The organism is Oceanobacillus indicireducens, assembly GCF_014647195.1.
Taxonomy (GTDB): domain Bacteria; phylum Bacillota; class Bacilli; order Bacillales; family Amphibacillaceae; genus Oceanobacillus; species Oceanobacillus indicireducens.
Genome location: NZ_BMOS01000044.1, coordinates 1 through 18,967 on the forward strand (window position 1 = coordinate 1; position 18,967 = coordinate 18,967).

Here is an 18,967-nt window from a genome sequence, read left to right on the forward strand (position 1 = left end):
CCAGAAATACTGGAGTGGAAAGGGTACCGAGAAAATCTTGACACAAACCAAAGATTCCCTCCACTTCCCATCATCGGAATTTTAAATTATAATAAGATTTAACTAATTCAACAAACATGCAGCTGTATAAAGAAAATTTTTGTACATATGTACAAATCACGTATACAAGGATGTTTACTCGCATATGAAGCAAGAGTATACCAAATTGATTAAAGGAGAATGAAATCATGCCTAACGGATCACATTGCACACGGTTAAATTTACCGATCGAAAAAGTATGGACGTTTGTAAGTTCCATTAATAACTGGGCTCCGCTTGTCCCCGGTTATATCAACCATGAACTTATTAATGACTCCGAATCCACTTGGGAGTTTCAAGGAGATTTAGGCTTCATGAAGAAAACAATCAAACTAAAAGTTGATATTACCGAGTGGAAAGAACCGAACCTTGTTACCTTCAATCTTTCCGGTCTGTCTGACAATTTCTCTGGTGGTGGCTATTTCGATGCAGAGAAAGTTGATGAAAATTCCACGAAAATGACTGGTTATTTAGATATAACTGCACGTGGAGCGATGAGCCCGATGATTAATAAGATCTTAAAAAAGTTTGTCCCAAAAACGACCGAGAAGTTGACGACTTCCGTTGCGAATAGGATGAAAGAGGTAGTTGGAGAACGGGCTTAAGGTTTTACGTTTCGAGCGGAGTGTGGATTCTCCGCTCTTTTATTGGTTAAATTCATTCATCTCGCTTACTCAAAAATTCGTTCGGTTCCTCTCCTTTTTCAGCGTTATAATTCTTAAATTGACTTTTACGGCCATTGCGATGCTCGCCACTTTGGCCACGTTCTTTAAATTGGCGATTTTTATTTTCTTCCATGAATTTAGCCTCCTTTAGAGATTTGTATTAGTTTCCCTTCTGGTAGTGGAATTATTCGAGCAGGGCGTATGAGACAATATAAAAGTGCTCTGCAATGCAAAGCACTTTCTCATTTAACTTTATAAGATTATTTATTTTGTTTGGTCGGACGAGTCATGATCAAATTTATCCTTCATTTCTCCAAATTCCTTTTTAACGTCACCTTTTGCCTTATCAAATTTCCCTTCGGCTTGTTTGGAGAGATCACCTCTTGCTTTTCCAAACTTATCCTTCACTTCTCCTTTAGCCTTATCAATCTCGCCACTTACTTTGTTTTTGAAACCTTCACTCATGTTGTCCACTCCTTTCAGTGTACAAATTTCCCTTCTTCATCATTATTAAACATACATCTGACATTGAAGCGTGGACAACGGATATAATCTCTACACAACTACCTGCAACAAACTCTTCTGTATCTTTCAACTGTGAGTGTTCTTGGTTTATTCATAAATCGTAACATTATGCATAGAATGACCATAAGGCAACTTTTCTATTTTTGTCATAATTTGTAATAAACTTGTCCCTATTTTGTAAGCCGTTTTTACGTTTATCTTCTATGTAAGCGGAAACAATAATAGTACAAAGGCGCAAGCGCTCTTGCAGGTTAAAACGCGATTCGTTTCGCAACATCTGGGACTGCGATTACTTGTCCCACCGAAGAGCATTTGCACTAGCACATCCAGTAGTCGCAGCAACGTACAAACTGTGCCTCCCAGGACGGGGTGAATTTTTTATTGTTTCTCATAATATTAAAAAGGAGGTATGTGCACCTTGATGAATCAATCGGATAAGTACCTCGAGGAAACATTGCTTCAGGCGAAAAAACATGACCTTCCCCCGCATTACATTAGACAGCTCGAGTCAGAATTGAATCAACGACGTGAAAAAGAAAGAAAGCTTACGATGGACGTGTATCGGAACAATCTTCTTAACTAAAATTTACTTTAAGCACCCTAGGGATTTCACGGGGTGCTTTGTCATTGCTGTCGTACGTTTTTCATCCTATTCTTTTCATACTACGAATTTATCCACTTCGATTTTCTCGCGCTACGAGGTCATGTATATATATGAGAACGTTTCACATACTAAATCTTGGAGGTGCTGTCATGTCAAAGGAAACAGACCATGCAAAGAAAAAAAGAGCTAGATCCAGCGTGAATCCACAAGGGTATTCAGAGGATGTCGCTAATCAGGAGCCTAAATCACAATTGGAACAGCGAGCAAAAAAGAAAAACACAAAAATATAAGTAGCTGAATCAGGGATGTCCCTGGTTCAACTACTTGTTAAATGTGAGAAATAGGTTGAAATAATTGCTTATGATGGTAAGTGCTCAAGTTTTCCAGATTCCGCCGTCAAATATTCCTGTAGGGCTTGCTGGAGAGTTCCTTTCACTTCCGTCTGTAAAGTATTGCCTGCTCCTAAAGAGGCTATTTTCTTCGCAAGTTGTGGCCTTAAGCCAGTCAGGACCGACTTGGAACCCATCATTCGTATTCCATGTAACACGGTTTGAAAGGTATGGATAATATATTCGTCTATGTCGGGGATACCAGACAAGTCGATAATCAATGTTTCTACCTCTAATCTTGCTATTTCATTTAATACTTTTTCCACTATAATTTCCATTCGGTAAGAATCGAACTCACCGATGAGCGGTAAAACAGCTATCGTAGAGCTAACCGGGATGATTGGAACTGTCAGATGTTCAACAATTTTTCGCTGATTCAAGAACAATTCATCTTTGTATTTGGAATAACTGATGAAAAAAGTATTTAAAAATTCATCAATTCCATCGTTTATTTTCTTCTCCAACTCAAAAAAATCATCCAGCGAATTTGAAGTAGTGCCGGACGGGTTATATTCATGAAGGAGATGCCATAACGTGCGTCTTATTGCATGCACCCACTCCAATTTAAAGGATAGCGTCAAAGCGTGTTTTGCCCAAGTAATACCTTCTTTTTCTGCAAAAGCGATGAGCTCCTTCTCCTTGTCTCCCAATACATAAAGGCAGATATGCTCTGCATTTTTCAAAAGATCAATGTTTCCCTCTATTAAAATATGATTGATTTTCTCCGTAACATTCCCAGCCTCCGATAATAGCATCGACCGGAAATCTTCCCTGTTATTCTTAATAAATGACTGAACGTTGTAAGTATGTGCCAATTGATGCCCCCCTTTTGTAATTAAAAACTGCTCATAAAGTGAAACTTCATTCAGTGGGGAATTCCTTCCCCCCACTGAATGTTAGTTGAACAGAATCAGGTATTTACGGACTGTATATCCCCCACCTTAACATGTTGGTTTTCCCTCTTGTTTAGAGGTGGGGGTATTACAGACCGTTAATACGTGATAGGCTTATTCCCTCATTTTATAGTGACTAAACAAGGAAAGCGTGAAAATATTAGAGAAAGAATCAAATCTTGCCGATTGAGCTAGCAGGAATAATCTAGACGGATTGCCTTTATAGAAGGTATAACTTTAGCAGCCTAATTAAAAGGAACGCTTGTCACGTCCCTTTCTTTAATTCAGCTAACGCTTTATTTTCAATTGGAATGCGTACGGTCATTAAAGAAATATGAAGAATCGGGAAAAGAATTGCGGTGAAATACGCTCCAAACAGTATGGGAATAATGAATAACTCGATACCGACAATGATATAATTCGGGTGCTTTACATACTTGTAAGGCCCTCTGCTGATTAAAGAACGGTCAGGCAGGATAATGATTTTTGTATTCCAGAACGGTCCAAGTGATTGAATACACCAGACCCTTGCTGCTTGCGTTAGGAGAAAGAGCGCAAATACATAATTGTTCATTACAAAACTAGAATTATCACGGATCGAAACCTCAGTCAAAATCGATAGGAAGAATAACAGATGAACAACAATAAACCATTTATAATGCTCCCTCCCCCACTCTACTCCTCCTCGTTCCAACATCCATTTTTCATTTCTTTTTGCAATGATTAATTCCACGATACGCTCTAACGCAATAAATATAAAAATCCACCAAAAATAAGCAGGCATCATTCACTCCACTCCAATAACAGTAATTCGGACGAGAAACCAGGCCCTAACGCAGACAAGATGCTTTTCTCCCCAGCTTTTATTCCCTCTTTCATCCATTCTTTAAGGACATATAAAACAGTGACGGACGACATATTTCCATGATCTCTTAACACGTTATAGGAATGTTTTAATTTTTCTTTTTCCACCTTTAATACTTCTTCCATCGCTTGCAACACTTTCACTCCTCCTGGGTGGGCAATATAAGTGTGTATTGCTTCTTTTTTCACTTGAAATTGGTGAAAGAAAAGCTCGATATGTTCTTTCCAGAAAGACTCGACAAGCGAAGGGATGCTTTTTGCAAAAATAACTTCAAGCCCACTATTCGTTACATTCCACCCCATTACCTCGGTGCTATCCTTTTTTGTACGTGAACTCGTCCCTTTCACTTGCGGGACGGCCTGTTTCTTATACTCCAAATATGGCGAATTCTCTCCAACCAGTAGTGCCGCGCCCACCCCATCTCCAAATAAGGCTGTACCAACAAGGTTACTTTTACGATGGTCTCCTTTTTGAAAGGTCACCCCGCAAAATTCACAGCATATGATAAGTGCAGTTTTTTCAGGGTGTGCCTTGACCCAGTCATGAGCTCTTGATAAACCGATTGCCCCACCTGCACAGCCCAATCCCCAGAGCGGCATTCGTTGGACGTCTTGTCGGAAGGGCCTTTCATTAAGCAGAAAAGCATCGATCGTGGGAGTTGATAGGCCAGAGCTGGAGACATAAATAATTAAATCTACCGCTTCATAAGGAATGGAGTTTTTCAGGAAATGTTCATTTTGTAAACAATCATCAATTGCTTCAAGCGAGTAGTGGATTGCATTTTCTTGATAGATACTATTTTTCTCAGCAAAAGTGTGCTCTTCTTCAAACCATGTTTTAGCTACGGCAAATTGCCGATTCTCAATCTGGGCATTGTCGAACACGGGAAGTAGCCGTTTGACCTCACGATTGGTATAGCCAAATACGTTCTGGACTAATTCTTTTACCTCTTCTTGGTTAATGTTGTATTTCGGGATACTTGTGCCAACTGAACATATGTATGACATAACTTCACCTTTTGGATTCATATTTTTTATAGTTTCCCCAGGTTGGGAGTTATGATTCATGGATAGACGTGTAAATTCTCAAAAAAAGAAGAAGCTGAATCTTGCCAGCTTCAATCTTTTATCGGTGCGTATTTTGTTCTTGGTCATACGGATTCCTCTACTCCAAAATGGATATAGAATATTTTTAACTCATATCAAACCACATTCCACCGACAAGAAAGCCAAGACCTGTTTCCCAAAACCATAGAAATACTACCATAATAAGAAACCAGGAAATTCTCCAAATTTTAGTAGAACCCACAAATTGAATAATGTAAAAGATGAGCCAAAATACCAATGAGGAACCAGTAATAAACCACATACCAGAACTTATTCCTCCTTCACCTATTCCTGCGCCGAATAAGGCCAAGAGATTAAACGACAGTAATAAAAGTAAAATAATAATGTTAAATATATGAAAAGCCCACTTACTCAATTAAATCACTCCCTATATATAATTTAATTATCTCTCTAATTCGCAATTCCACAACATTTGCTATGATTCGGGGAGGAACAGCACTTTTAACTGGGGGGGAAATCGGTGGCTATAAGCGATGTTTTGGGCAGCACACAAGTTGTGGCACCCCCTTTTCGGAAAAGAAACTAGATACCATTACGTTAACTGAAAAGAGGAAACATATATTCTATTTAATCTATTATTCTAATAAATCTTATGCTATAATCGGTGTAACAACTACATAAGTATGGCGGGCGGTTAACCATCTTCCTATAGAGAGAAGGTGGTTGGATAACGGCGTATGGAGCATTAAATCTAGTGGCGCCATTTAGCTTCATACCCAACCCAATGTTAGCGAGTGCTAAATTAGAGAATGAGATTCCTTATCTTAAGAATAACGTATGAAAAAACTGGATGCAAGACAATTTTGTTCCATAAAAAATACATAGATCTGTATGCATGGTATAGTATTTTCCCAACCGATAGACCCGAACAATTCAAAATCCAAGCCCTTGATAAAAATGGCAACATCTTATCGGAAAGGTCTTACAGTAATTAAAAAGAGGCAGTTGTTATGAAACGTTTCTTATCTAAGAACGAACCGAGAAGCGGATTCATTGTCAGCTATAACTGGATTTCTCAGAGCAGTAAAACAACATAGATTTGAGGTGGTTGCTCTCGAACCCCCTATTTGATTTTATTTTTTAAATATTATGTTAGAATGAAAACTAACAACTAATTTACAAGAAATGAGGTGAAAAAATGGCAACATATTACTCACTTGGAATAGTAAAAGATTTTACAGCAACATCATTTGGAGCATTGTCCGAGAATGAATGGAAAAACTTCTTAAATGAACGGTTCGATTTAGAGCAATACAGCTTACATGTTGATGACAAGGCAGTGAAAGGTACTTTGAAAGAGAATGTCTTCGAGGAGCATATTGCGGATTTTTATATGAAATTAGTTGCTATGATTGGAGACGACTATATTTTAAATTGGTATAATGCTCACCAGACAAATTTGGACAGTTATGAGCATTGGGTTACGGAATTAAGATGGAAGCAAGAAGGGATCCCTATTACGTTGACAAGTGAACTGGCATTGCTGTTTACGGAAGGAAAAGTTGGAGCTGAGGAATTTATTATAGAGCCAAAACTTATAAATTGGCTATTTAGACATGCAAACCTATCAAATAAATTAACGGGTTGTGTAATGAGCGGTATTGTTGGATGAACATAGCAACTCCCAAGCATTTTGTTTGCATAATTCCTTTAAGTAGAGAATCATCATAATATAAGAAACTGCTCCATGCTGATCACATGAAGCGGCAAAGCGTATAATAGCCCTTCAAGGGGGCGACTCGCTGGGAGTAAGAAATAACTACCCTTCAGCTTGTGCGGCTTCAGGGTGGTTATTTTCTCTTTTCCGACAATATAGCCACGAAGTCTTTAGAGACGTTTCTATATTCGATTATTATTCGAACTCACACTGAAACAAATTTATTTTGTTCCAGTCTGTTTTACTTTTTTCAATCTTTCTTCTGCAATTGCCTGTAATTTAAACTTTTGAATTTTCCCGGTTCCCGTCAGCGGCCATTCGGAGGCCTCCACAAACCAAATATGTCTCGGTATTTTAAAACGGGCTACACGTTCCCGGCACAGGTTTCTGATTTCTTGCTTCGTGCAGCTCTCCCCTTCTTTTAACTCAATGAATGCTGCACCAGTTTCTGTCGTTAACTTATCCGGCACACCAACAATGTATACTTGATTGACAGCAGGATGCATTGATATAACGTCCTCTACCTCTTTTGGAGCTACGGTTTCTCCGGATACCTTGTAGAGGTCTTTACTTCTTCCTAATAACCGGATATAGCCATTCTCATCAATGGTTCCTAGATCACCACTGCGAACATAGCCTTCTTCATCAATAGCAAAAGCCGTTTCCTCCGGTTTTTTATAATAGCCTTTTGTTACAACGTTTCCTCGAACTGCTAACTCACCGACGGAGCCGCTTGGTAAGGTTTCCCCAGAATCTGGATCGATGACCTTGTATGTTACACTTTTATTTCCAAACTCCGGGTCTCCTGCTACTCCAGCTGTTTTCACCTTTCCAACAGTTGTCGATATAATTTCTAAAGGATCACCGATTTCTGTCAGCATTGTTGTAGAAGCTGCTTCCGTTCCTCCACAACCTGTACCAATCTCTGTCACTGCCAGCTCTTCTACTGCACGTTTCCAAAGAGGAACTGGTGATGGAGCTGCACAACATAACAACGCATAGAGATGATTCAGTTTGGTATTTTTGATTTCCGGTCGATTCAATAAAGCTACCAGCATCGAAGGAACCGCCAGAAAATCATGCACATTGTATTTTTCCATCAATTCCAATGATTGCAGTGGCTGAAAGGCCTGACAGGTAACCATCCCTCCACCTACAAAGGAGGCTGCAAATAAACCTTCTTGTAGAAAATAAACATGATACATCGGAAGCGATGCATAATTTCGTCTTCCCGTTTCATAAGCCCTTGTATAACAAGTAGCAAATCCGGAACGCAGCATCATATCATCCGTAAGCATCACACCTTTTGGCAAGCCGGTAGATCCTGACGTATAAATAATCGCGACACAGGAATCAGGATCATTTGTTTCCAGCATACGTTGATCAACAACCGCATTCTCTACCGCTTCTGCTCCCTTTATAAAATAATTCCAATGCTGGTAAATTGCCGGAGCCTTTTCCTTCTTCATTGGAATGCAAACTGCCTGTTTAAAAGGACTGTCCGCATCCCTCTGGAGGGTTGCTATTACGCCTTTTAATGATTCTGCATGTTCTTCTTTATTTGCAACCTGATGTAAGAAAAGCCAGTTCGTATCCGATTGGCGAAGCATATAGGTCAATTCTTCCTTTTGAAGCTGTGTATTTAACGGAACAACAATAGCTCCAATCATCGAAGAAGCAATAAATAAAGCGATGTAATCTGGATCATTTTCCATTAAGATCGCGACATGATCATCCGGCTGTACACCAAGATGAATCATAGCTTTGGCATACCGTCGTGACCTTTCCCAAATCTCTTCGTATGTCACAGTATATTCCGGCATCATAATCAGCGGATTATCCCGATAATGGTGACATTGCTCCTTGAAATGGGCTGCAATTGTCTTTTTCTCCCATTTAGGATAAGCCGATTTTAGTGCCTCTCTTCTTTGCTCTACACTTAAACGAATTTCTTGCATCTTTGTCCCTCCATTCATCCTTTCATTCATTAAGGAGCCTGCCAAATAAGAATTCCATTTTGACCGCCAAAGCCGAATGAATTACTCATCGCTGTTGTAATACGCTGCTTGCGGCTCTTATTTGGAATGATATCTAACGGTGCTTGTTCATCACGAATATTAGAATGAAGTGTTGCAGGAAGTATCCCTGTTTCTAGTGCTCTGATGCATGCAATACTCTCGATCGCTCCCGCTGCACCAAGTAAATGTCCCACACTTCCTTTAATGGAGCTGACAGGTATTTCATCTAGCCTCTCCCCGAAGATAAGTCTTAATGCCTTCGTTTCTGCAATATCTCCAGCTGGTGTTGACGTCGCATGTGCATTAATATAATCAATATCAAAAGGAGTTAATCCTGACGAACGAAGCGCTCGCTCAATTGCCAATGCAGCACTGGTTCCTTCAGGGTCCGGCGACGTATCATGATAAGCATCATTGGAAGCCCCGTAACCTTTTAGTATCGCATAAATATGTGCCCCCCTTGCCTTAGCATGTTCTAATGGTTCCAGGACAAACAAACCTGCCCCTTCTCCCATTACCATTCCCGTCCGCTCTTTATCGAAAGGACGAGACCATGTCGAAAAGTCTTCCGGCCCCTTAGTCGCTAGTGCCCCTGCATCTCCTAATCCAGACAGAAATGCATTGGACCAAAGGCTATCTACTCCTCCAGCAAGAATATAATCTACATCATCCCGGAAAAACCAGTAAGCAGATTCTCCAATTGCATTCGCTGAGGCCGCACAAGCCGTTACATATGTATTAGATGGACCGCGAAAACCATATTGTATAGAAATCGTACTTGCCGCTGCATTGGGAATCGACTTGGAAATCATACGAGGTCCAACTCGTTTTGCACGCCCTGTTGCGAGCTTTTCCGAAGCCTGCTCTAGCGACTGAATACCGCCAAATGCTGTTCCAATCGCTGTTCCAATTCGATCTCTTTCCACGCCAGCTGCAAAGGATTCTCCATCACCTTTTAACAATTCTGCATCTTTTAGCGCCTCTTCGGCTGCAATTAATGCTAACTGTGTAAAATAATCCGTGTTTCTGACAATCTTTTTAGAAAGAAAATCCGTTGCATGAAATTCTGGAACACGCGCACCAACTTTTGTCCACCTACGTAACTCCTCATCCGTCACTTCCGCTACAGCAGAACGATTGGCAATTAAATTATCCCAGAATGTCGATACACCCATTCCAAATGGAGAGGCAGCCCCCATCCCCGTTACTACAATCTCTATTTGTTTCATGATCACTGCTCCTTTGTATGAATTTTATGGTAATAAATGTTGCATCCTACTATTTTTCGTGATGAACAAAATTAGCAACCATTCAAAATCTATCATTTGTTAATTAGAACGATGATTATAGGTATAAAACTAGTATACTTCAAAAAAGCGCTTACTTCATTTTCATTGCCTATCATGAGGAGAGATTAAAAGAACTCGGGGATGGTTTACATTACAACTTTTTGACAAATAGAAACAGCTGGGGATTCAATAAACAGATGGGTTCGAGGCTATTTTCATCTCACTTTGACTGCAAAAGCCGGGGTTAAAAAAATAACTACTCTTCTGCTTGCGAGGCTTCAGGGGTAGTTATTTTCTTTCTTCTAACAATACAGCGATAATGAACTATTTTCCAGATTTAATATGTTTAAATAACTTTAGCGTGTCTGTTATTTGTGCCTGGTCTGGTTGACTAATATCTTCTAGTGGTGCTCCCATGACAATACTTATATACTCTTGATTTTCTACTACTCCGAGGGTTGCCCAACATTGCCCTGCTTCATAGGTTGTACCTGATTTCCCACCAATAATCTCAAACCCTTTTTGCTCCTCTTTATTCAGATAGGTAAGAACAGTTGATTCTAATAAAATTCCCTCAGGGTGATCAGGCGTTGATGTGGTTTGGAAGGTCTCTTTTGTAAAAATCGCTTTAAAATGACCGTTATCTAATGCATAATCTAAAAGTTTTGCCATATCATGAGCCGTTGTATATTGTTTTTTATCGTGGAGCCCATCTGGATTTGTAAAGTGTGTGTCCTCCAACCCTAGTTGGGCAGCCTTAGCATTCATCATCTGAACAAAGTCTTTTACATTTCCCGCTACATGAATGGCTAAGGAGTTGGCGGCTTCACCACCCGAACTTAGAATCGTTCCATACAGCAGATCTCGATAAGTGACTGCCTCTCTCCCGTAAAATCCTGCCATCGAAGCATTTTGATCAACCATATCTTGGTATGTTTCTACATCTATTGGGGTAATTTCAGATAAGTTATCAATATTTTCTAAGGCGACAATCGCTGTCATTATTTTTGTCAGTGAAGCAGGATATGTTTTAGAATGTACATTTTTTTCATAAATAGTATTCCCTGTTTCTCTATCAAACAGATAAATATGTGGGCTGGTATATCCATCATTACTTAAAGGAGAAAAATATTCATAAATTTTATCCCCTACTTTAAATAATACAAATATGATAACAACTGCAATGATTAAAATCTTTATAAATCTCGAGAGTTTTTTCATACTAGTATTCCTTTACATATTTTTTCCTATCGTATACCTCAACAAAAAAGCACCTTTAATTGATACATTTATTGTATCAAAGTAAAAATAAAAGGAAAGGCTCCTCTTCCATTGATTCTCGGTAAAACAATGGTAAAGGAACCTGTCCTTCATACTTTATTTAATATATAACAGAGACGAAAAACAAGAATAGATACTAATCATCTATCAGATTATTTATATCTTCCTCGGAGTGCCTTAAAGCCGCAAACCATTCTTCCACAAGTTTAACTCCATCAATCAGTTCAATATTTAATCCTCGTGCGTAGTGTCTTGCATTTTCGGTAAAAGATCCAGTAGTAATAACATAGCCACCAACCGCATCCCGTTTTACCATATTCGAATGAATGAGTGCAATCGGGTCAAAAGGCAAATCTTCTTCATAGCATTTTACTTGGCCTAGATATAATCCGGAACCAGTTGTATGTTCAAAATCCACACCTTGATCATTACTGGAAGGAGAAACCCAAATACTTCCGCCTCTACTTGTTCTCATAAGGTCCGCAACAAACGATTCAAAGGAAATAGGATCACCTTTAAGATAAATGCTAGAATAATTTACCGGTTTCTCTGCTGATTCTTTTTTGAATCGTAAATACAACCCCATAGCAAGAGTCTTCTTCAATTCTTCACTCGCTTCGATATGTCGATCAATGAGCGAGTTTATCCGTTGGTGTTTCCTTTTTGTATAACGGAAATGAAGGAATGCAGCCAGTAGAACTAAACCGATAATTAACTCTAAAACTAACATCTTGTGTCACTCCCTAAACTATCATGTTAGTAATATTTATTAACATGATTGATAGGAAGTATACGGGGGGTATGTAGTAATGACTGACAATAGGAACCCTTTAATAAACTACTTTTTGGAATAAGCGCTAACCTTCCATTGATTCCACGAATTGTTTTTTCTTCTTGGTTTCATATCATAGTATCAACTAGAAATTCAATCATAATAGGCCAATCACTTTCATTAAGTATACTCACTTTTTCCTTTTGATACCTTATTCTAGAAGCTTTCTTTTCATTAGCCAAAGTAAAATGGTAGTTTCCCCATAATAACACCAAAAGCATGACTGCTCAGATTTAGTTGTCATGCTTGATGCACTTCTTGACTAGATAAATTAAATAATACTCTTATTCGCCACCGGAACCAATGCTGGCGGCATTTCATGTTTCAGGTCCCATATAAAACTAATTGGCTTTTCTCCAGAATGCCTTACATACTCACACGTACCAAGAAATGTAAATGGTGCGGTATATCCATTTTCTTTTTTATATTCTCTTACAAATATAGCTATTTGATGTCCAAGTTTTCTATGATTTATATATCGCTGAGCTGTAGGACTTTCTTCTGTCAACATACTTTGTGACTGCCAGTGAAACAACTTCTCATTAATTGCATAATCCTCATACAATGTAGATGGTGAAAAGTCTTTCTCAGATTTATTTAGCGTGGTAAAGAAAATATCAAGATGTTTATCCTTAAAGTGTTTAACCCCTTCTCGGAAAGCTGGCTTTTTATCTTCATTGTAATATCCTAACGCAGCTAAAATCTGCTCAGTCGAATATGTAGAATGCACAGTCAATGGTGTAACAAATTCGAAATCATGGTCAATTTCAATCGTCTTAATCGAATCGTAGTTATAATTCAACACATTCATGATTTCAATTTGCATCTGTTTATTAGCTAAAATAGACTGTAAAGCTTCTTTTACCGAAGTGTAACCTTCCTTCATTGGCTCTGCTTGGAAGAAACTATAATACAGCATATTTTGCATTAATCTTTCTTCCTCAGTAGATATTTCAAGTTCTCCAAGAAACCTCACATAACGAATAAAAAACTGCAGTAATTTTCTAGAATTTAAATGAAAGAACTTTGGTAGCCTTTTTGTAACAAGCTCCTCTTTTTCAAATACAAAATCTTGCGCTATGCCGGCTTCCACAAGCATTCTGTGAAACGTGCGATTACCACTTCTTCCATAGAAATCATATAATGATAGGTGGTAATACGATAAAAAGTTTTCGAACGTTAGTGCTAAACCAGTATCCCGCTCAAAGTATTTCATTTTGTTAAGCAGATGGGGTTTCGTATTACTTGCTTCTTTTATGTTGCGTAAGATATATTCTTTTGCTTGCTTTTCTAATTGAATAAAGCTTCCCCTCGGCAAATTGGAGAATCCTTTATCTATGTAATGACCCACAGAATGCTTCGCTCGACCAATTAGTGCACGGAACTTTTCTTCAAAATTATAGTTTTTATGCGCTTGTCCCACAAAATCCAATACGGTAAGGCATTCCTTATTTCCTGCTAATCGTAATCCCCTACCCAATTGCTGAAGGAACACAGTTAAACTTTCGGTAGGTCGTAAAAATAAAATTGTATTTACATCAGGGATATCTACCCCTTCGTTATATAAATCGACAACAAAAATGAATTTAATCTTACCTTGCTGGAGATCCATTTTGGCTTTTCTTCGCGTTTCTTTATCCGAATTACCATGGAGTGCTATCGAAGGGATATTTCTCTTGTTAAAATGATTCGCCATGTATATCGCATGTTCCACACTGACACAAAACCCTAAACCTTTTACTTCATCCACATCGGTGACATATTTGTACAGACTTTTAATGATTTGATTACTTCGAATGGTATTATTTGTATAGACACTCTCCAATTCTTTGACATCATAACCTTTCTCACTCCATTTCAGGGTAGATAAATCAACCGTATCACTTACTCCAAAATAGTGAAAAGGACTTAATAGCTTTTGATTAATCGCTTCTGTAAGACACATTTCAGAGGCAATTTTCCCATCAAAGTATTCCGTAATATCTTGGCCGTCCATTCTTTCCGGTGTTGCTGTCAAACCGAGCAGGATATGTGGTTTAAAATAATTCAATAAATCTTGATAAGACTTGGCAGCTGCATGATGAAATTCGTCAACAATAATGAAATCGTAAAAATTAGAAGACAATTTTTCATGTAGTTTCGTATTGTTGAAACTTTGGATACTGACAAATAAATGGTCTATTGACTTCGGTTGATGCCCACCTACTAGCATATCTCCAAAATTGGCATCTTTTAAAATGACTCGAAACGTATCTCTACTTTGTTTTAGGATTTCTTCGCGATGCGCAACAAACAACAACTTTGCCTGCTTATTTTTGCTTATATAATTTTTAAAATCAAAAGCTGAAATCACTGTTTTTCCAACACCAGTTGCAGCAATAAGAAGATTTCTATATCTACCATAGACCTCTCTTTCTGCCCACAAGTTCTCGAGCATTTCTTTCTGATAATAGTATGGACGGATATCAAAACTAAAGGTGAAATCCTGTTCACTTTGAACATTTTTCTTTTTCAATGCTTGCCGTAACTGCTTCTTAGAATCTTCATCTTGGGGATCAAAGAAGTAAAATTCCCGGTCATTCCAATAGCTTTCAAATGTCGCTTCGAATTTCTTTATAATATCAAAGGAATCTTTTTCCGTTACTTTTAAATTCCACTCGAGTCCGGAAGTAAGCGCGGGATTAGATAGATTGGATGACCCAATATATGCTGTTGTAAATCCAGTTCCTCGTTTAAACATATAGGCCTTTGCATGCAGTCTGGTCCGTTCTATATCATAGGACACTTTAATTTTAGTATTTTGCAATTTACTTAGTTCTTCAATAGCTTTGTAATCAGTTGCTTCCATATACGAGGTCGTAATAATCTGTAGCTTTCCACCATTGTCCGTAAAGGTTTTCAAATCCTCCATTAATCCACGAATGCCACTCCATTTAATGAAGGATACTAAAAAGTCAATATGATCTGCGGACAGAATCTCTTTCTTTAGTTCGCTTAACATATTCGGCTCATTGACAGCCCCGGTGAAAAGGGAGCTCTCGGAAATAGATGTAACAGGTCGTACTGTTTGTTCTTTCTTTATGCTTCTTATCGAATTTAACTTACCGTAAATGGATTGCAGAACTTCCCCAGCTTCTTCAATCTCTAATTTTGCAAATTCGTTTTGGTCTACCGTTTTACTCAATGTTTCTATGATTTGATTACAGGTTTTGATTTGTTTTAAGAGTTTTTCTTTATCGTCCTTTCCTTGGTCATGGACATAACTTAAAGCTTTTCTTGTTACTGTAAAAATGTAGGTAGCTAAAAACTTCCGAGCTTCTTCTGGGTCTAAATTTCCGGTTTCTATATCAAATTCCGTATCATCGAATAACGCTAGCTCCTGCCTTAGCTCTTTCGTGATTATCTCTTCATAGATACCTTGTCTTAACAAAAACTCACACTCCCTTTCATCAAAGAGCACTTGAGGTCCCGGTCTTATCCCTAATACCCTCATCAAGTAATTTGTTTACGATTGGTATGTCTGCAGGTGCAAACTCAAAATGATGTAATTCTTCAATATCTACCCATTTATAATCAGAGTGTTCTGTAAGCTCAATCGTTCCACTTTCATATTCTGCGAGAAAAGAAATTAATCGAATGTCACCAAACTCATATGTATGCCGGACTGTTTTGTAATGTCGGTTTACTTTGATGTTTATTTTTAATTCTTCTTGTATCTCCCTTACAACACAGACCTCAGGAGATTCGTTTTCCTCGACCTTACCTCCTGGGAACTCCCAAAGGTTAGGGGGGCTTTTTGTTTTGCCTCTTTTTGCTATTAAAATTTTATTATTTGAGGCTATGATTGCTGCTGATACGACTATCAATGATTGACCTCCTATTCTTAGCCTTTTTCCTTGTATATCTACACTTTTGAAAACTACTACACTCCATAAAACTAATTGAAATTACTAAACAAATGGTTCCTTGTAAAAAATATTTTGTAGTATGGCACTTAAAAAGGAGACATGATCACAGTCACCTATTTTTTAATAATTTCTTGATAAACCTAAGCGCTAAAAATATCTACACCAACCCTTTCACCAAATCCCCCTGTACCTCCCCAAGCTGCCCAAAAAAGCTCTCCACCCTACTCTTCCCAACTCTCCGATACTTCCCAAGAATCAGCAACTCCTTCGGTAAATCCCGTACCTTATCAATCCCATCCTCATTCAACTGCTCAATCAACCCAGGCATACCAGTAAAATTCTTTACACTGATTTCCACATTACCCAAGTCCTCCGTCACCACAATTTCACTAGACTTATAGAATAAGAACAACTCTCCTGGACGGCTGTTCATCAGCTTTTTCCTTCTAATTTCTTCCGCAACAAATTCCTTCAACTCTTTAAAGAATGTTTCGGAATGAGATTCGGTATAGCGCGTTACCCTTAAATGGAAACCTTCCAATGAATTCGGCAGTTCACTCATTATTCTAGCTTGTTGCTCTCCACCTAGACGAACCAAAAAACGCTCCGACTCTTCAAAACGCTGTGGAAGTAGAAATGCATCACGCAAAAAGTAGGGGATATCGATGGAGTCATCTTCATAGTGAATCGCACGCACGGGAATAAATCCAGGCTCTTCATTGAAAGCCTCTTGCAATAAAAGCCTGCCCTTCCTCTTCTTCGGTTCCTCTGTTTTATCTTCTGCAGTCAGCTCATTTTCTACAGATTCGACATCTTTTGGTTTCTCATGCGCAAGCGATTCCTTCAACAGATCTTCAATTTTCTTGAAGCGCAGTGCCATCTCTTCTAATCCATAGGAATGCTCCTGTTTCATGATTGGATCCACATAATCTGGAACTACAATCGTATACGATTCATACACTTCCACGAACCATTTCACAATCGTATGAATATGCTCCCAAGACGTGAGCGACTCCGAAAACCTGAATTGCCGTGTGTCATGTGCTGCCACGTTCCCTAATTTCCGAACCTTGTGGAATGCATGTTTCACTTCTTCATTCAGCAACCCTTTATCATCCAAATTTTGAATCCGGGTTTTAATCGTTAAATACGGCTCATTGGGCATATTTTCGTGGATCATCACTTTTTCAAGCAATACTTCAATAAACGTCCTACTATGTGTCAACATCGAGCGAGGACTTTGGTAGATTGCTTTTTCCAGTTCGTTCAACGTCCTCGCCAATTCTTCTGATATATCTTCTAGAAACTGATAAAAATAACTTCCCATTCTCTGTTCTCCCTTGATGTAAATATTAAAACAAATTGCTGATATGTATGTATTTATGGATAGCAAGTTTTAATTTTGTGGGGTATGTATTACTACCTATATCTTACCAGATTTGTTGCTTTCCAGCGAACGAATTTTCGTATATGTATAGGTGAAGTTGATCTATATTGTTATTTCAAACATGTAATATCATCTGCTACAATAATCACTACCACAAGTGGCATCATTATGTATAGAATTTCTGATTATCATGCTACCAAGTTGGAACCACTCACTTTTGTTGAATTAAATATGAAAGAAAAAGACATCGAGGAATTGCTAAGGCAAAATATTGAAATAACTCGTAACGGTGAAGAATTGATGCTGATTGTCGGAAAGAAGTAAGGAATGCGGAAGGGGGGGCAGTGACTTGACCGCAATTGATAACAGGGGATATTGTATTGATTGAAATTAACCGTGAAAAACAAGATATTTTAAACCTCTCAGAAGCCTTTGAATTTCAAGCGATTCGTTATGCTACCAGTGACACAACGATCTAAGAACCGGAAAACCTGGTGAATAAAGTTTAACTTCTTATATTGACAAGGAAACTTATATGTTAAACACCTTTCCTTCGCCTATTTTATTTTGAATAATTGTTTTATAAACCAAAATGGTCCTGCTTTTTTCATTTTTATGGCTTCGATAATGTACTTGTTCTTCTGTTTTACTTTTTGTGTATAGGGAGAGTCGTCAACTCTTCCAAACTTTATATGTTTTGCCGTTTTTTCTTTTTGCATACTTGTCACCTCTTATGTTAAGGTATGCAAAAAGTATGTCACTTATGAAATTAATAAGAAAAAACACTCAAATTTCTTGAGTGCTGCCTTAATTACATTATTTTTACTTTTTTCCCTTGCTTTTCCCTACTTTTATAAGCATCAATATATGCCTGATTTCTGTTTTTTACACGCCTACTAACAGGACTTAATCCGACTTTACCCATCTTTATACCAGATGCGCTCTTATAAATTTGTTTTTTATTCTTACCCATCTACATCTGCCTCCTTTGGTTGTACTTCAACCATTAGCGAATAGGTGATAAACAATAGATTAATTGCTTGAACATCCGTTTCGGTGATGTTTTTCGTTTCATTTAATGGAGTACCCTTTAACACATACTTTTTATCATAGATATATAATGGATGTAGGAAGAAGTTTTCCTTTGGATGAAAATAGGTTAAGTCCTTACTCAACCATCTTCTCATCTTGAACCTCTGGCTAACATCCTTTTCCACATCCTTAATTTCTTCATCCGTACTGTATGGAATGATGTCAATCATTAAATTCTCTAAAGAAGAATATTCCTGTATCAACTCTTCAAACTTTTGTGTATAAGATACCTCATCTTCAGTATACGACACAAACTTATGGTCATGCAATACAACTGTTAAATTGTCTATTTTAGCTTTTGCTTGATTCTGTATATGGTAACTTAAAAATGAGCCACTATCGCAATTGAAATTTGAG

At 38.1% G+C, this 18,967-nt stretch carries 21 protein-coding genes; 5 read left to right on the forward strand and 16 right to left on the reverse strand.

The features are described 5' to 3' along the window. Nucleotides 1-227 precede the first annotated feature (227 nt). Nucleotides 228-683 carry an SRPBCC family protein gene (locus IEX94_RS17830; protein WP_188859347.1) on the forward strand — a complete coding sequence of 152 codons (456 nt, stop codon included), beginning with the start codon at nt 228-230 and terminating at the stop codon, nt 681-683. 52 nt (nt 684-735) lie between these two features. Here IEX94_RS17830 and IEX94_RS17835 read toward each other — a convergent pair whose 3' ends face one another. Together IEX94_RS17835 and IEX94_RS17840 are read right to left on the reverse strand one after the other, a co-directional pair. Then, entirely contained in the window at nt 736-876 is a 141-nt protein-coding gene (locus IEX94_RS17835; RefSeq protein WP_188859348.1) for a hypothetical protein, read from the reverse strand. A 131-nt stretch (nt 877-1,007) separates the two neighbouring features. After that, nucleotides 1,008-1,208 carry a CsbD family protein gene (locus IEX94_RS17840; RefSeq protein ID WP_188859350.1) on the reverse strand — a complete coding sequence of 67 codons (201 nt, stop codon included), beginning with the start codon at nt 1,206-1,208 and terminating at the stop codon, nt 1,008-1,010. A gap of 478 nt (nt 1,209-1,686) precedes the next feature. Here IEX94_RS17840 and IEX94_RS17845 point away from each other — a divergent pair, with 478 nt between their 5' ends. Together IEX94_RS17845 and sspL are read left to right on the forward strand one after the other, a co-directional pair. Then, on the forward strand, nt 1,687-1,851 hold the full coding sequence (locus IEX94_RS17845) for a hypothetical protein (protein WP_188859352.1): 165 nt from the start codon (nt 1,687-1,689) through the stop codon (nt 1,849-1,851). A gap of 170 nt (nt 1,852-2,021) precedes the next feature. Further along, nucleotides 2,022-2,162, forward strand: coding sequence for a small, acid-soluble spore protein L (gene sspL / locus IEX94_RS17850; RefSeq protein WP_188859354.1), 141 nt, complete (start codon nt 2,022-2,024; stop codon nt 2,160-2,162). A gap of 68 nt (nt 2,163-2,230) precedes the next feature. Here the strand turns inward: sspL and IEX94_RS17855 are convergent, their stop codons facing one another. The 4 genes from IEX94_RS17855 to IEX94_RS17870 form a co-directional block, all read right to left on the reverse strand. After that, nucleotides 2,231-3,076, reverse strand: a complete 846-nt coding sequence (locus tag IEX94_RS17855; protein ID WP_308425626.1) for an STAS domain-containing protein — start codon at nt 3,074-3,076, stop codon at nt 2,231-2,233. 343 nt (nt 3,077-3,419) lie between these two features. Beyond that, nucleotides 3,420-3,941, reverse strand: coding sequence for an isoprenylcysteine carboxyl methyltransferase family protein (locus IEX94_RS17860; protein WP_188859356.1), 522 nt, complete (start codon nt 3,939-3,941; stop codon nt 3,420-3,422). After that, complete coding sequence (locus IEX94_RS17865; protein WP_188859358.1) at nt 3,938-5,026, reverse strand: type III polyketide synthase; 1,089 nt, start codon at nt 5,024-5,026, stop codon at nt 3,938-3,940. The genes IEX94_RS17860 and IEX94_RS17865 overlap by 4 nt, the downstream gene beginning before the upstream one ends. A gap of 184 nt (nt 5,027-5,210) precedes the next feature. After that, the gene (locus tag IEX94_RS17870) at nt 5,211-5,501 is read right to left on the reverse strand and encodes a hypothetical protein (protein ID WP_188859360.1); all 291 of its coding nucleotides are present in this window, start codon (nt 5,499-5,501) and stop codon (nt 5,211-5,213) included. A gap of 783 nt (nt 5,502-6,284) precedes the next feature. Between IEX94_RS17870 and IEX94_RS17875 the strand changes: the two genes are divergently transcribed. Then, entirely contained in the window at nt 6,285-6,758 is a 474-nt protein-coding gene (locus tag IEX94_RS17875; protein WP_188859361.1) for a hypothetical protein, read from the forward strand. A gap of 266 nt (nt 6,759-7,024) precedes the next feature. On the opposite strand, the gene IEX94_RS17880 is transcribed toward IEX94_RS17875, so the two are convergent. The 7 genes from IEX94_RS17880 to IEX94_RS17910 form a co-directional block, all read right to left on the reverse strand. Continuing rightward, the gene (locus tag IEX94_RS17880) at nt 7,025-8,761 is read right to left on the reverse strand and encodes a class I adenylate-forming enzyme family protein (RefSeq protein WP_188859362.1); all 1,737 of its coding nucleotides are present in this window, start codon (nt 8,759-8,761) and stop codon (nt 7,025-7,027) included. 29 nt (nt 8,762-8,790) lie between these two features. Then, complete coding sequence (locus tag IEX94_RS17885; RefSeq protein ID WP_188859363.1) at nt 8,791-10,050, reverse strand: beta-ketoacyl-[acyl-carrier-protein] synthase family protein; 1,260 nt, start codon at nt 10,048-10,050, stop codon at nt 8,791-8,793. 384 nt (nt 10,051-10,434) lie between these two features. Continuing rightward, on the reverse strand, nt 10,435-11,331 hold the full coding sequence (locus IEX94_RS17890; RefSeq protein WP_188859364.1) for a D-alanyl-D-alanine carboxypeptidase family protein: 897 nt from the start codon (nt 11,329-11,331) through the stop codon (nt 10,435-10,437). A gap of 196 nt (nt 11,332-11,527) precedes the next feature. After that, the gene (locus IEX94_RS17895) at nt 11,528-12,121 is read right to left on the reverse strand and encodes a restriction endonuclease (RefSeq protein ID WP_188859366.1); all 594 of its coding nucleotides are present in this window, start codon (nt 12,119-12,121) and stop codon (nt 11,528-11,530) included. Nucleotides 12,122-12,494: 373 nt separating this feature from the next. Further along, nucleotides 12,495-15,653 carry a DEAD/DEAH box helicase gene (locus IEX94_RS17900; RefSeq protein ID WP_229782789.1) on the reverse strand — a complete coding sequence of 1,053 codons (3,159 nt, stop codon included), beginning with the start codon at nt 15,651-15,653 and terminating at the stop codon, nt 12,495-12,497. A gap of 19 nt (nt 15,654-15,672) precedes the next feature. Next, complete coding sequence (locus IEX94_RS17905; RefSeq protein ID WP_188859368.1) at nt 15,673-16,089, reverse strand: (deoxy)nucleoside triphosphate pyrophosphohydrolase; 417 nt, start codon at nt 16,087-16,089, stop codon at nt 15,673-15,675. 199 nt (nt 16,090-16,288) lie between these two features. Then, a complete protein-coding gene (locus tag IEX94_RS17910; RefSeq protein WP_188859370.1) occupies nt 16,289-17,458 on the reverse strand; it encodes a DUF4145 domain-containing protein in 1,170 nt (389 codons plus the stop codon). Nucleotides 17,459-17,686: 228 nt separating this feature from the next. Here IEX94_RS17910 and IEX94_RS17915 point away from each other — a divergent pair, with 228 nt between their 5' ends. Beyond that, nucleotides 17,687-17,842, forward strand: coding sequence for a hypothetical protein (locus IEX94_RS17915; protein WP_188859372.1), 156 nt, complete (start codon nt 17,687-17,689; stop codon nt 17,840-17,842). 233 nt (nt 17,843-18,075) lie between these two features. Here IEX94_RS17915 and IEX94_RS17920 read toward each other — a convergent pair whose 3' ends face one another. From IEX94_RS17920 to IEX94_RS17930, 3 genes are all read right to left on the reverse strand, one after another. Beyond that, the gene (locus IEX94_RS17920; protein WP_188859374.1) at nt 18,076-18,237 is read right to left on the reverse strand and encodes a hypothetical protein; all 162 of its coding nucleotides are present in this window, start codon (nt 18,235-18,237) and stop codon (nt 18,076-18,078) included. 92 nt (nt 18,238-18,329) lie between these two features. Then, nucleotides 18,330-18,491 (reverse strand): hypothetical protein, encoded by a 162-nt coding sequence (locus tag IEX94_RS17925; protein ID WP_188859385.1) that lies wholly within the window; start codon nt 18,489-18,491, stop codon nt 18,330-18,332. After that, nucleotides 18,484-18,967: type II toxin-antitoxin system SpoIISA family toxin (locus tag IEX94_RS17930; RefSeq protein ID WP_188859387.1), on the reverse strand; the 484-nt coding region annotated here is incomplete at its 5' end. The genes IEX94_RS17930 and IEX94_RS17925, both read right to left, overlap by 8 nt.

Bases quoted from the DNA above. Each gene is read 5' to 3' on its own strand.
- IEX94_RS17830 (WP_188859347.1), top strand. From the start codon at position 228: ATGCCTAACGGATCACATTGCACACGGTTAAATTTACCGATCGAAAAA.
- IEX94_RS17835 (WP_188859348.1), bottom strand. From the start codon at position 876: ATGGAAGAAAATAAAAATCGCCAATTTAAAGAACGTGGCCAAAGTGGC.
- IEX94_RS17840 (WP_188859350.1), bottom strand. From the start codon at position 1,208: ATGAGTGAAGGTTTCAAAAACAAAGTAAGTGGCGAGATTGATAAGGCT.
- sspL (WP_188859354.1), top strand. From the start codon at position 2,022: ATGTCAAAGGAAACAGACCATGCAAAGAAAAAAAGAGCTAGATCCAGC.
- IEX94_RS17860 (WP_188859356.1), bottom strand. From the start codon at position 3,941: ATGATGCCTGCTTATTTTTGGTGGATTTTTATATTTATTGCGTTAGAG.
- IEX94_RS17865 (WP_188859358.1), bottom strand. From the start codon at position 5,026: ATGTCATACATATGTTCAGTTGGCACAAGTATCCCGAAATACAACATT.
- IEX94_RS17875 (WP_188859361.1), top strand. From the start codon at position 6,285: ATGGCAACATATTACTCACTTGGAATAGTAAAAGATTTTACAGCAACA.
- IEX94_RS17880 (WP_188859362.1), bottom strand. From the start codon at position 8,761: ATGCAAGAAATTCGTTTAAGTGTAGAGCAAAGAAGAGAGGCACTAAAA.
- IEX94_RS17885 (WP_188859363.1), bottom strand. From the start codon at position 10,050: ATGAAACAAATAGAGATTGTAGTAACGGGGATGGGGGCTGCCTCTCCA.
- IEX94_RS17890 (WP_188859364.1), bottom strand. From the start codon at position 11,331: ATGAAAAAACTCTCGAGATTTATAAAGATTTTAATCATTGCAGTTGTT.
- IEX94_RS17895 (WP_188859366.1), bottom strand. From the start codon at position 12,121: ATGTTAGTTTTAGAGTTAATTATCGGTTTAGTTCTACTGGCTGCATTC.
- IEX94_RS17910 (WP_188859370.1), bottom strand. From the start codon at position 17,458: ATGGGAAGTTATTTTTATCAGTTTCTAGAAGATATATCAGAAGAATTG.
- IEX94_RS17915 (WP_188859372.1), top strand. From the start codon at position 17,687: ATGTATAGAATTTCTGATTATCATGCTACCAAGTTGGAACCACTCACT.
- IEX94_RS17920 (WP_188859374.1), bottom strand. From the start codon at position 18,237: ATGCAAAAAGAAAAAACGGCAAAACATATAAAGTTTGGAAGAGTTGAC.
- IEX94_RS17925 (WP_188859385.1), bottom strand. From the start codon at position 18,491: ATGGGTAAGAATAAAAAACAAATTTATAAGAGCGCATCTGGTATAAAG.